Genomic DNA, 12,879 nt, shown 5'->3' with positions numbered 1-12,879 from the left:
CTGACACCTTCCCCCGGCTCGACCGAATGACGTGGCGGTACGCGCCCCGCCGATGCCACGTTCAATCTTCCAGCAACAACGCTTGCAGACGCGTGACCGCTTTTTGAATTTGATGGTTGGTTCGAAGCGGTGGGATTCGCTGCAGAAACTTGGGGCTGACGCCCTTGGATTGCAGGAATCGCTTCAATAGCTTTGGATCGCCATCTCGATACGCTTCCGCGGTGTGATGAACGCGAGGCCCGTAGGTTGCGTCCAGCAAACGTTCGATCACCGTCGACCAATAGGTCAGCCAATCGCTTTTGCGTTTCCCAACCGAGCCTTGAATCGAGTTGGGATCTTGGATCGAATTGGAATTCAGATCGCCTTCCGATGCGGTCGTCTGCTCGAGCTGGCGAATCTGTTGTTCGATCTCACGGGGCAAACACGGATCCAAGGTGGTCGCTTCGAAATGAGTTGCCTCCAGAAAACTATCGCGGGGGCAGCGTTGAACGTAGGCATCCAGCAAGGACTGACGCCAGGAACCGGGTTCGATCGGTCGTCCCTCGGTGATCTCCAGCACGATCAGGTTGCCCGTTTCGACATAGACCGCTTCCACGGTGGCTTCGAACATCGCAGCCATCGCAGGTGCCGGACGGGAAGTCAGCAGCGACGTGGCAACCCGTTCGAGCAACCAAATCTTTTGCTCGGGTTCCCACATCTCGTACCAGTGGGGCGGGTCGAATCCGACCATCGGCCCGGAAATTGTGAACTGCGGGTCGCTCTCGACCTTGTGCTCCACTTCGGCCGCCGGGTTCAACTCGTCAACCAACTGATCCACCATCATCGCCACCGTGCCGCGGAACAACTCCGCTTCCGGGCCGACGAGGCATCGATTTCCGTTGGTCAGGGGCCACATAGAAAGTTGCCGGTGGAAGGAAAAAGTTTCTGCAATCGGCCCATGTCATTTTCGGACGCCAACGCGGATCGACGCACGTCATCGATTTCGATGCTGCGACACTCCGATCGGGAGAGGCCGTTCTGATGAATCAACAGGTTAATCTGTTCGGCGAGCAAGTGGCCAATTTGTCCCCAAGCCCGCAGCCGCAAAATGGCAGAAACCGGATCGCGGGCGTGAACCACAGCGAAAACCCGCTGTCCCTGCAGCACGGCGTGCAAACAAACTTCCGCAGAAGTACGATTGTTGAGGTCCGGAATGATGACCACCGATGGATCCAATTCCTCCGATTCACGCTGCAACGGGTTCCAGCGACACGCCGGTTGACCGTGTGTTTGCGCGGACCACACGCCCCACAATCGTGCCAGGGGACTCTTGTCGAGCGATTTTCGGCCGCAATAGATCGTCAATCCACTTTCCGCGACCAGCTGTCTCTGCCATGCGGATCGCTCGGCATCTTTGAGGTCATAGGCGGTCAGATTCATCGGCGAGGCAACGACCACGTTGGGCTGCGACTTCTTTGAGACCGGAGGCGGCTGAGGAGATCGCTCACGAGGAACATTCTCCGCCGCGGAACCGCTGGCCCCCTCGCTTTCGACCACCGGCGGTTGTGGAACGCCATACAATTTTTGGCGTGCACTTCGGACCACGGTGGTGCGAGCGAACAAGGGACGCATTTGCAGTCCACTGAGTCGCCGGACGTCGTCGGCCAGCAACAACGCGGCGGGGGATGCAATCGCGACTTCCAGGCTGTGGTCCTGGACTGCCAACGGCACCATCTCGTGCTGCTCACAAAACTCAGCTGGCAGGCAGCGTTTCAGCCGATGATCCACCGGGATTGTCAAACCGGCGGGCGGTTCAAACAAAGGAAGTAAATAGTGGGAAGCGTACACCGAGGCCAACTTTGACTCGTCAGTCAGACCGCATTGGTCCGCCAACTGTTCCTCGGTTGATTGCTCCTCCCTGGATTGTTCCTCGTGGCTGGAGACTTCCAGTTGCCCCCACATTTCGTCCAACCAACCGACTGTCGGCTGGCTGACATCGACGGAAGTTAAATTCATGGTGCTGTTTCGTGTTGCTGAATGAGTGCCTTATCGAAACAGATAGGTCGATTCGCTCCTCCGGGCTTGACGAATCGCGGGGTTCGCCGGAGAACCTCGCCGTCCCGCTTGGCTGTGAAACCGATTGTTCGGATTCTGCATGCTGTACTGACGTCATCCCCCGTCTGACTCGTTTCTGCTTGACCGCCCGACATGCTGACACCGATCGAATTGCCATCCGGTTTGGACACAACGGAAATTCCGACGGAAATTCACGCGATGGTCCACGGTGTCAAACAACGCATCGAAGCCTTCCAGGATCGCTGGGACCGGCCCCAAATCGAACTGTTCGTGGCCGCCGACTACTTGCACGTTTATCAGACCATGCGGTGGGTCGCTGAATCACAGATGCTGAACCATTCGCGGTTCGTGGAATGGGGCTGTGGCTTTGCGGCCATCACTTGGTTGGCCGCCGCCGTCGGTTGGGATTCCATCGGGATCGAGTCCGAACCGGAATTGATCCGCCAAGGCGAGACGACACTGAGTGATTGGCAAGAAACGTTGGCAGCCATCCCTGGAGCCGGCCCGACCCCCGAATTGGTCCGGGGAAATTTCTTGCCCGAAGGATCCGAAACGCTCGCGGAAGATCCGACACTCCCCAGTCTGGGGCATTCCATCGAATCGGCTTACGCTTCGATCGGGTTGGACGTGGACGACTTTGGCATCATCTACAGTTACCCCTGGCCGGGCGAAGACGATTTCCACGAGTACGTTTTCCATCGCTACGCTGCCTACGGAGCCGTGATGGTGCTCTTCAAAGGCCCCAACGAAATGCGAGTTTGGCGAAAAACCCGCGGCCGAAGCTGAACCGGGTTGCCGGCCTCCGTTCGCCGCGGTTATCACCACAAGGCCAAGTCCTTCCAGCAAACCACGCCAATCGTACGATGGTCTTCCCAGACCGTCGCAGTTAGAGACGACGCCCCTGGAATACCATCGAAGTTACATCGACGGCCTTGGAAGGCCATCGTACGAGCTCCTCCAACCCTGCCACAACCATGCTCCGCCTCGGCGCCGTTTCTTACCTGAACACGAAGCCATTGATCGAAACGTTGCCCGAGCATTTGGGACAGCTCGGTGAATTGCGGTTGGACCTGCCCTCTCGGCTGGCTCGCGATTTGGCGGCCGGTGAATTGGACATCGCCTTGATCCCCAGCGTCGAGTACTTTCGCGGCGGAGACGACTACGAAATCATTTCCGATGCCGCGATTGCTTGCCGTGGCCCGGTATGGAGCGTGCGGGTGCTCAGTCGCGTTCCAATGCAGGACATTCGAACGTTGGCGCTGGACGAAGGCAGCCGGACCAGCGCTGCGATGTCCCAAGTCTTGCTGGCGGAAATGCACGGGCTGCGCCCTCAAACCGTGCCCTTCCCCATCGGATCCTCGCCCGACGACATCGACGCCGACGCGTTGTTGATGATCGGCGACCGAGCCATGCATCCGGCTCCGGCGACGTACCAAGAGATCTGGGACCTCGGCGACCGCTGGTGCCGCTGGACGGAACTGCCATTCGTGTTCGCGATGTGGGTGGCTCGCCGATCCGCGGTTGCCGATCCCAAGATTCGCGAGCAGATCGAAACCGCACTGAACGTGTCGCGAGACGAAGGATTGCAGCGATTCGAGTCCATTGCCAAACGAGAAGCTGGCGGTCACGGGCTGACGATCGAAGACCTGCATCGCTACTTTGCCGAGAACCTGCACTTCCAACTCGGCAAGGGCGAACGACTGGGGCTGGCAGCCTTTCGCGAAAAAGCCGAACATTTGGGGCTGGTCCCCGCATCGATCTAGTGGTCTGTCAGGACTTGTTTTTAGGGGAGTGGACGAGGCCACGAGTCCTGAACTGGCGTAAAATCCAAGGCCTCGTGGCCTCGTCCACTACGATCAACCGTAACTTTTAGCTGTGACAGACCACTCGCTCGGTCGCTCGCTGGATCACACACGCATCGGGTTGGGATTGGTTCCGACTCGAAATTTCAAGACTCTCCTTTCACCTCTGCAAGATTGATGAACGCACCCGCCAACTCATCTGCCGTCCACGACATTCTCGCCAAAGCCGTCGCTGGCGATCGGCTGACAACCGCCGAAGGTCTGACGTTGTTGCAGAGTCACGATTTGGCCGCCCTCGGTGCCGCCGCCGAAAAGGTTTCGCGAGCCAAGCATCCCGAGCCCTATCGCACGTACAACATCGATCGGAACATCAACTACACCAACGTTTGCACCGCGGTGTGTGATTTCTGTGCGTTCTACCGAGGGCCCAAAAGCGATGAAGGGTACGTGCTGTCGCGGGAAGTCTTGCTGAACAAAATCCAAGAGACCGTTGACCTGGGCGGCAACCAAATCTTGCTGCAAGGCGGCCTGCATCCGAAGTACAAACTCGATTGGTACGAGGAGATGTTGCGGGACATCAAAACTCGCTTTCCCGAAGTCAACGTCCACGGGTTCTCACCGCCCGAACTGCATCACTTCACCAAACTCAACAACCTGCCACTTCGCGATGTCCTGTCACGTCTGAAGGACGCGGGACTGGGTAGTGTGCCTGGTGGCGGGGCCGAGATTCTGACCGATCGCGTTCGCAACGAGATCACGCGGGGCAAAGTCATGACGGACGATTGGTTGAATGTCATGCGTGTCTGGCATGAACTCGGCGGCATCAGTTCCAGCACCATGATGTTCGGGCATGTCGAAACCCTCGCTGAGCGAATCGAACACCTTGATCGCTTGCGAAGCCTCCAAGATGAAACGGGTGGCTTCACCGCGTTCATTTGTTGGACTTTCCAACCTGACAACACCGAGATGTCCGATGTTCGACCGACTGGTTCGTTCGAATATTTAAAAATGTTGGCCGTCTCGCGATTGTTCCTCGACAACATCCCCAACATTCAAAGCAGTTGGGTCACGCAAGGTTTGAAGATTGGGCAAATGGCGTTGATGTTTGGTGCCAATGACATGGGCAGCCTGATGATCGAAGAAAACGTCGTTGCCGAGGCTGGAACGGTGCACTATCTGTCGTTGCAGCAAATTCGCGAAGCGATTGAGGAACTCGGCTTCATCCCTCGCCAGCGTGACGTGCACTACCACTTGGTCGACGAGCAATTGGAAGCCAAAGCCATTGCGGTAAATGGGGCACAATCGGCAAGAGAGTTGGTCCAATTGGCGGTTTGACCGAAGTCCGGTAGTCTTTTCCAAAGTGGTGCGGAAGTTGCCCTGCAACGGTGCAACGTCTGACTGAAACGACCGACTATCGCCAACCAGATCTCACGCATGCGTTTCCCGCGATCCTCCGGCATCCTTTGTCACATCACCAGTTTGCCATCGGAACTGGGCATCGGTGACTTAGGTGCCGCGGCGTACGAGATGGTTGATTTCTTGCATGCGGCTGGCCAATCGATCTGGCAGATTCTGCCGCTCAGTCCGCCTGCTTATGGCAACTCGCCCTACAGTGCGTACTCCGCCTTTGGGGGCAACGCGTTGTTGATCAGCTTGGAAGCGTTGGTCGACGAAGGTTTGTTGGAAGCATCTGACTTGGAAGGTTTCGCTGCCGGCGACCCAACCTTTGTGGACTACGACGCGGCAGGCAAGTTCAAACACCCGCGACTCAAACTGGCGTACGAACGTTTCCTCGCCAATCCGCCCCGCGAGTTAAAAATCGCGTTTGAACTTTTCTTGGACACCAACAATTGGTGGCTCGACGAGTTCTCCCTGTTCGAAGTCCTGTTGAACAAATACCAAGAGTCGCATTGGTCGAAGTGGCCTGATCCGATCAGCCACCGCGAGCCCGATGCGCTTGGACAAGTCCGTCAGGAAATGGCTCGCGAGATCGACTACTCGCGGTTCCAACAATTCTTGTTCGATCGGCAATGGAACCGCTTGAAGGCGTACGCGAACGAGCGACAAGTTCAACTGTGTGGCGACATGCCTATCTTCGTCGCTTACGAGAGCGCCGACGTCTGGGGCAACCAAGACATGTTCGCACTCAACGATGACGGCACCCCCAAATTCGTCGCGGGTGTGCCACCGGATTACTTCAGCGAAACCGGACAACTGTGGGGCAACCCACAATACGACTGGGATGCACTCGAGAAGACCAACTACGCGTGGTGGACCGCTCGCTTCCGTCGCGCGTTGGAGCAATTCGATCTCTTACGCGTCGACCACTTCCGCGGCTTTGAAGCGTACTGGGAAATTCCCCACGGTGCGGCAACCGCGATCGAAGGTCAGTGGCGAACGGGTCCCGGTGCCAAACCGTTTCACGCCGCCGCCAAAGAACTGGGTGAACTCCCCTTCATCGCGGAAGACTTGGGGATGATCACCGAGGCGGTTCATGAACTGCGGAAGGAACTCGGTTTTCCCGGCATGCGAGTTTTGCAGTTCGGATTCGCCAGCATGGAAGATGACTTCCATCGACCATCGACCTACCCCGAATCATGCGTGGCCTACACAGGCACCCATGACAACGACACCGTGATGGGCTGGTATCACTTGCGGAAACCACCAGAAAACGGCCCCGACCCGCTCGACGAAGTCGTGACCAGCGACGTCGACGTGAACTGGCAATTGATCGACGCCGTGATCTCGTCCGACGCTGAAATCGCGATCGTTCCGATCCAAGACGTCTTGGGCTTGGGCAACGAAGCCCGCATGAACATGCCGGGTGTGGCCAGCGGCAATTGGGCGTGGCGATTGTCCCCGCAAGCCTTGACGCAAGCGCACGCCGATCGTCTCGCATCGCTGTGTCACGAACGAGGCCGGCTGACCCACGACATCGTTGGGTAGCCAAGCAAGCTTGCGAAAACAGTCGCGAAGCGACGGCATTCAAAAGCCTTTGGATTCAACCCCAGGTTGGGATGGTAGACATGCAGCGCCAAGTCGCGAGGGACGTCGAATTGATTGCCGACGTTTTTGGACGCGTCCTTCGTCGAGCGTGTGAACCGTAGTGGACGAGGCAACGAGTCCTTCCCCACGCAAGGGACTCGTTGCCTCGTCCACTACCAAATGCGGCACTGATTCAAGCGCCGCCCCGAGCGACAACAGTTGTTTTCTAGCGAAATTCACATTTTTCGCGCGCCGTGTGGGCTTCAGCCCCCACTGTCTTCCTGAACACGCGATGATCAGGAGTGGCGAAATCCGCTTCCCAGCGTGTTCGCCGCGGCACCTCGGCTCACCCTGAGACGCCGCTAATTTGCTTCTCAGTCGGAAAGGAACGGGATCACGATGCCCAGCGGGAACTCCACCATTGAAGCAGCGGAACCACTGCCTCCGCCAATCGAACCCGATGTCCGACCGGTTCATTCATGCGATCGTCCCGCGGACAATGCCACCGCAGCCCGTTGGGATGACCTCCATCCAACCGACGCGGATCTGCTCGACGCCTGGGTCACGGACGATTGCCTGGTAGCGCTCGACACCTTGGTCCGGCGTTACGCCCAGATGGTTCTCAGCGTTTGCATGCGACGCTGCCACGATCGAGCCGACGCCGACGACGCCATGCAAACCACATTCTTGTACCTCGCCCAATCCGCGAAAAAGATCCGACACCCCGAGCGGTTGGCCGGTTGGCTGCACCGAGTCGCCCAACGTGCCAGCATCGCGACCATGATGTCACCCGAACGCGCTCATCAGGATTTGTCAGACGTTCCCTCGACGCCCATCGATCCGCTGGAACGACTGACACTTCGTCACCAAGCCATCGTGTTGGACGAAGAACTCTCGGAACTGCCTGAAAAGTACCGCTCCGCGATTGTGCTGCACCTTCAGCAAGGTGTCTCGGTCACTGAAACCGCCAAGCGAATGGGCACGACGGAAGGTTCCGTGCGTGGCTGGCTCGCGCGCGGCAAGCAACGCCTCGCCCGACAGCTTCGACTTCGAGGCGTCGTCCCGATGGCCGCATGGGCCGCGGCGCAAGCCTGGAGCGTTTCCGAGACGATGGCCGCGCAGTCCGCGTTCGAACTGACTCGTCCGCCCACCACGGGATCCTCCTGCAATTCTGACTCGCCCCCCGGCGCAGACGTTGGCAATTCCAATTGGACCGGATCCACCTCGACTTCCAACTTCTCGGCTCTTGAATCTCATCTGACACAAGGAATCGCCACCATGCCTGTCGTCACCATTCTTGGATCCACCGCCGCCGTCGGATTGGCTTTGCTGGTCGCGTTCGCGGTCCCCGCAGGCGATGACGAAACGGGACGCACCGCCAGCGTCCTGACCTTCGCTACCACGGACGAAGACTCGCCGCCGGTGCTCGCACAATTCGCGCAGGGCACCGTCGCCGGCAAACCAAATCCCCCTGTTCCAAACGCACCTCCTCAAGGATCGGCACCATCCGGCATTCCCGCGCAACTTCCAGTTGTTTCCCCTGCACCCGCCACTCCATATCCCCCCGCCACTCCACCAACGCCGCCTGAACCGCCAAAGGCAGCCAGCCAAGTTGCGAAGCGAGTGGCAGAAACGTTGGATCAGCCAACGACACTGTCATTGGAATCAAACATCCGCTCGCTTCCTGAAATCTTGCAAAGGTCGATTCACATTCCCGTCCTGCTCGACAGTCAGGGAATGACACTCGGGGAAGTCGACATGGACAGCGTGCACGTCCAATTTGATTCCCAAGGCGATCAACCGCTTCGCACCTTGCTGCGGAAAGCGTTGGAACCTGCGGGATTGAAAGCGGTTGTTGATGACGATGGCCTGTTGATCACCACCGACATGACCATGTTGGCTCGGAGAGGAATTTCGACGGACCGCTGGTTGGATGTGACGCCCGAACAAGCCAAGACAATCGATGAAGTCATGGGCAAAGAAGTTTCCTACAACTTTCTGGAGACACCGCTGGAGGATGCTGTTCGAGTGATTTCCGAAGACCTCAATTTCCCCATCCTGATTGACAAGCTCACCCTGGAAGAAATCGGTCTCACAAACGACACCCCGGTAAATCTTTCGGTCCAGTCCATTTCTTGCCGTTCTTTTCTACGCTTGATGCTTCACCCCATGGGGCTCACCTATCAATACAAGGATGAGGTCTTGCAGATCACCACCCAGGAAGCGGGCGGCGAGAGACTTCGACAGCGGTTGTACTTCCTCGAAGGCACCGGTCTGCCACGCGGAGGCGACCTTGGAACGATTGAGATGATCACCTCGACCATCCAGCCCGATGCTTGGGAAGCACTCGGAGGCTACTCCACCATCAGCTCCGTCAACCATTCGCGAGAAGGCCGTCCCGCTTTGCTTGTCAGTACAACCGACGATCTTCACAAAGAGATCGAAGACCTGATGCTTGCCCTTCGCGAAACGCACACCGGTGAGGACCCCCGTCTATCCGACGAAGAATTTGAGCAGCAACAGAAGAATAGAATCCAAGCAATCGGCGGTGGAATGGGCGGAGGAGGAGGCGGCGGAATGTTCTGAGCAACGCAAACGCTGGGAACGAACCAACAGATTTCCTGCGTCAGAGTCGAACGATTGTCCTCCATTGTTCCGTCTGCGATTTCAAAACCGCGACGCAGGTTACTCTCTCGGTCAACCTACCCACCATTCGCATCACGATCCCAAACAACTCGCCCCAAACAAGCAGACAGTTGAGACAACTGTTCGACTCTCTTGCGTCGCTCCGTGGGGAACAATCGAGCGAACGGTTGCCTCCCGTCGGCCGGACCGACCAACGGGAGTTCCGGCATCCCCTGAACCAACGCAACCAACCACAAACCCTTTCAATTCGCCCCAGGCAACTCGCCGGCTTCGTTGGTTTGCATCAGGAACTCGAGCAAATCCGCGACCTCCTGCGGCGTCATCGCGGACAGCAATCCCGCCGGCATCAAGGATTGCTGGTTGGGCTTTTTGACTTCGATGTCCTCTGCCTGAAGTGACGTTTGAGTCCCGTCCGCTTGCTGGACAACCACCACGTCGTTGCCCGCGCGAAGGATTCGGCCGGCGACCAACTCACCGTCCACCGTCAGCAATGTGTGACTCTGCCATTCGGGTTCAATTTTTTCGCTTGGGTCAAGGATCCCTCGCAAAACTTCGACTCGCGTTCGACGCTTGCTGATTCCCGCCAGCGACGGCCCGAGCTCTTTGCCAAGACCGCCGATGCGGTGGCATTGCCGACACTGGGACGCAGCGGATTCGTAGAACCACTGCAAACCTCGTTGAGCGTTTCCCTCCAATGCCAACAACGCGTCCGCGTCAGGTGAATCGCCCACCAACAACGTTCGTTGGCTGGGATCGATCCAAGGTTGCAGCAGTCCTAGCACCACCGGCGAATGAGAAAAGGCTGCCTGGTTCAACACGTCTGCGACAACGTCCTTCGCCTTCTCGGGTGACTCCCGCGAAAGCTTCTGCCACAACAACATTGCCTGCAACGTCTGGTTGGTCTCTTCATCTGAAACGGCAACTGCTTTCACCTCCTGATGGGGCGACATCGATTCCACCCAATCCCACAGCAACTTTGCACCTTCCAAGTCCACCGCGGAGCATCCCACGCGAGGCATCTTGCCCGGACCACCGGTTGCAACCCGGTAAACCAAGGCCGATCGTTCCGGGTGCCCAGGATCAACCACAAGCGTGTCGGCTCCCAAACCAAAATCACCCTGGACCGCAGGCACATTGATCAAGGCAGTTTGCTTCAACGGTTTGATGTGTCTCAGATCCATTTTCGATGTCGCGCCGCCGGCGGGTCGATGGCAATGTGCGCAGTTGGAATGCAGATACGAGCGAGCCCGTTGTTCAAGTGACTGGTCTTCGTCAGCCGGATCCACCATCTCGTGGCCCGCTTTCACTTTGGCAGCAACCAAGTGACCTGCTTCGGCGAGCTCCGACCAAGATCCTGGACCGGTCGCGTCCCGCAAATTCTCCGGCACCAGCGACGCGGCCCCCGGGTTGGCGACGTTGTGACAGGTGATGCAAACGTCGCGAGGATAGAAGCGGTGTTCCCAATCGCGTGGTCCCCAGATCGGATCGTCCACGCGAAACGTCTTCGTGGCTCCCATCGCAGGAACCAACCTCGCGTCGGTTTGTGCTTCGTTCCAGGCAAACGTGGTTGGGTTCCAGTTCAAACCATCAAACGACAGGACCTGGGTTTCCAAGCGAATCGTCTTCGGATTGCCCTCCGAATCCAAAACATCGCGGACCAACGTGTTCGCAAACACGGTCCCGGGCAGGTAGCGGTTTCGGACCGGATTGATCGGCTCTTGGCTGGGGACACCGAAAACTCGAAGCGTCCGAATGCCATCGCGAAACATGGTTGCGACCGGTTGGTAGGCAACCACACCTGGGTTTGGAACCAAGCTGGCTGTGTCAGCAAACAACCCGGTTTCGCTGAGATGTTGTGGGAAGGCCAAGGAATCATCCACTGATTCATTGACAACCAACCGATACAACCCACCGGCGTAGTCCACCAGCAGCACTTCCGGGATCGGCCCCTGCTCGCTGACAAAGAAATCAATGATTTTCAAACCGGTGCTGGCAATCTTTCGCGGCACCGGTGGCTGGCCGGTCTTGGATTTCGACTGCGTGTCGATCGACCACACGTTGCCGTTCATGAAGCAACCGCAGAGGTACTTTTCCGACAGCGCCAAATTATCGCTTGAATCAAAGGCGGCCGGCGGAACAAACACGCCTCCCGTGATCGACTGCGATTCACTGCGAGGGAACACGACCTCGGGCGGGATCACTGGTCCTGGACCGGGCGTCTGTTCCAAATCAACCGGATGGGGACCTTCGTAGAGACTCCATCCATGATTTCCACCCGGGACAATCCGGTGCACCATCTCGCATTTTTCCCAGCCCACATCGGCCACCCACAGATCATCGGTCGCAGGATCAAACGCGGCGCGGAAACCATTGCGCAATCCGATCGCATAGATCTCACTGCGTGCTCCCTCGACATCGACGAACGGGTTGTCATCGGGGATGCGATAGGGCAACGTCGTTCCGTCCGCCGCTTGGCTGGTTTGGTTCACATCAATCCGCAGCACACTGCCGCGAAGGTCGCCGATGTTCTGTGCTGTTTTGTTGACATCCGGGGGAAACGGCAGAGAACCGTCGCCGGTGGTGATGTAGAGAAACCCGTCGGGACCAAAGTTCAACGACGCCCCAATGTGATCTCCCGAGGGATAGGACAACAAATCCAATCGCGAATCCGGATCGATCCGCGGCAGAGCAAGATCTGGTGAGTCGCCGCTCCCTGCATTTGCGATCTCTCGGTTGCTTGGCAACTCCATTTGGAATCGCGAGACGCGGGTGCCGCCTTCCACGTCATGCGGGCGGATTGACCACACGACATACAGGTAGCCGTTGCTTTCAAAATTAGGATGCAGCGTCAGGTCTCGGGCAGCGGCGAACAGTTCGTCGGGGTTCTTCGTCTGGTTGACTTCGTTGATGTCCAATGCCAAGTCCATGGCCTCGACATCGTCTCGATTGTCGAATGTGGACACATGCCCGTTCACTTGCAGCACCAACCGCCGCTCGGTGCCCGGCAAATCCATTGCGGTGATTGGCGATTGAAGGCTCAGTTTTGGGTGAACGCGTTCGACCTTCATCGGCAGCGGCGGCTCGGGGGTGCCCTGCAGTCGGGAATCCGTCCATTCAGGGCGATCCGCCCTGGCGTTTGCTGCGAAGGCCAACAGAAGCAGAAGAACGACCGGGAACGGCCGCAGGTGAGCGTTCGGCAGAGACATGGGGATGACGAACCGTGAGATAAGAAGAGGGGGATGCGGCCCATCTTAACCGAAGCGGTGCACGAACCATGGCCTCGATGGACTTCCCCGGGTGGTGGATTTCATCGCATTGCGACACAATTCCAGGTGCCGCCTTGTTTCCGACGCGGTCCCGTTTTGTTCCCCACACGCTCCATTCCCAAACG

General features: G+C 57.9%; 8 protein-coding genes. 5 read left to right on the top strand and 3 right to left on the bottom strand.

The features are described from left to right. Nucleotides 1-61: 61 nt before the first annotated feature. Nucleotides 62-895 (bottom strand): hypothetical protein, encoded by an 834-nt coding sequence (locus tag UH5x_RS02835; RefSeq protein WP_047815138.1) that lies wholly within the window; start codon nucleotides 893-895, stop codon nucleotides 62-64. Beyond that, nucleotides 883-1,995: an ATPase, T2SS/T4P/T4SS family gene (locus UH5x_RS02830; protein ID WP_482634640.1), complete on the bottom strand. Its 1,113-nt coding sequence runs from the start codon at nucleotides 1,993-1,995 to the stop codon at nucleotides 883-885. Before UH5x_RS02830 ends, UH5x_RS02835 begins: the two co-directional genes overlap by 13 nt. Nucleotides 1,996-2,187: 192 nt before the next feature. Between UH5x_RS02830 and UH5x_RS02825 the strand changes: the two genes are divergently transcribed. The 5 genes from UH5x_RS02825 to UH5x_RS02805 all read left to right on the top strand — a co-directional run bounded on the left by UH5x_RS02825 (nucleotide 2,188) and on the right by UH5x_RS02805 (nucleotide 9,428). After that, nucleotides 2,188-2,841 (top strand): class I SAM-dependent methyltransferase, encoded by a 654-nt coding sequence (locus tag UH5x_RS02825; RefSeq protein WP_482634639.1) that lies wholly within the window; start codon nucleotides 2,188-2,190, stop codon nucleotides 2,839-2,841. A 188-nt stretch (nucleotides 2,842-3,029) separates the two neighbouring features. Beyond that, nucleotides 3,030-3,818, top strand: a complete 789-nt coding sequence (locus tag UH5x_RS02820; RefSeq protein ID WP_173442678.1) for a menaquinone biosynthetic enzyme MqnA/MqnD family protein — start codon at nucleotides 3,030-3,032, stop codon at nucleotides 3,816-3,818. Nucleotides 3,819-4,034: 216 nt separating this feature from the next. Next, nucleotides 4,035-5,192, top strand: coding sequence for a cyclic dehypoxanthinyl futalosine synthase (gene mqnC, locus UH5x_RS02815; protein ID WP_482634638.1), 1,158 nt, complete (start codon nucleotides 4,035-4,037; stop codon nucleotides 5,190-5,192). Between the two features lie 99 nt (nucleotides 5,193-5,291). Continuing rightward, a complete protein-coding gene (gene malQ / locus UH5x_RS02810; protein ID WP_047815143.1) occupies nucleotides 5,292-6,803 on the top strand; it encodes a 4-alpha-glucanotransferase in 1,512 nt (503 codons plus the stop codon). A 438-nt stretch (nucleotides 6,804-7,241) separates the two neighbouring features. Beyond that, nucleotides 7,242-9,428 (top strand): RNA polymerase sigma factor, encoded by a 2,187-nt coding sequence (locus UH5x_RS02805; protein ID WP_482634637.1) that lies wholly within the window; start codon nucleotides 7,242-7,244, stop codon nucleotides 9,426-9,428. A gap of 302 nt (nucleotides 9,429-9,730) precedes the next feature. Here UH5x_RS02805 and UH5x_RS02800 read toward each other — a convergent pair whose 3' ends face one another. Then, nucleotides 9,731-12,694, bottom strand: coding sequence for a PQQ-dependent sugar dehydrogenase (locus UH5x_RS02800; RefSeq protein ID WP_482634636.1), 2,964 nt, complete (start codon nucleotides 12,692-12,694; stop codon nucleotides 9,731-9,733). Nucleotides 12,695-12,879: the final 185 nt, after the last annotated feature.

The organism is Rhodopirellula sp. UH5, assembly GCF_056839225.1.
This window is presented reverse-complemented; position numbering and strand designations above follow the sequence as displayed.

Coding starts and splice junctions, on each gene's coding strand:
- UH5x_RS02835 (WP_047815138.1), bottom strand. CDS start 895: ATGTGGCCCCTGACCAACGGAAATCGATGCCTCGTCGGCCCGGAAGCG.
- UH5x_RS02805 (WP_482634637.1), top strand. CDS start 7,242: ATGCCCAGCGGGAACTCCACCATTGAAGCAGCGGAACCACTGCCTCCG.
- malQ (WP_047815143.1), top strand. CDS start 5,292: ATGCGTTTCCCGCGATCCTCCGGCATCCTTTGTCACATCACCAGTTTG.
- UH5x_RS02825 (WP_482634639.1), top strand. CDS start 2,188: ATGCTGACACCGATCGAATTGCCATCCGGTTTGGACACAACGGAAATT.
- UH5x_RS02830 (WP_482634640.1), bottom strand. CDS start 1,995: ATGAATTTAACTTCCGTCGATGTCAGCCAGCCGACAGTCGGTTGGTTG.
- UH5x_RS02800 (WP_482634636.1), bottom strand. CDS start 12,694: ATGTCTCTGCCGAACGCTCACCTGCGGCCGTTCCCGGTCGTTCTTCTG.
- mqnC (WP_482634638.1), top strand. CDS start 4,035: ATGAACGCACCCGCCAACTCATCTGCCGTCCACGACATTCTCGCCAAA.
- UH5x_RS02820 (WP_173442678.1), top strand. CDS start 3,030: ATGCTCCGCCTCGGCGCCGTTTCTTACCTGAACACGAAGCCATTGATC.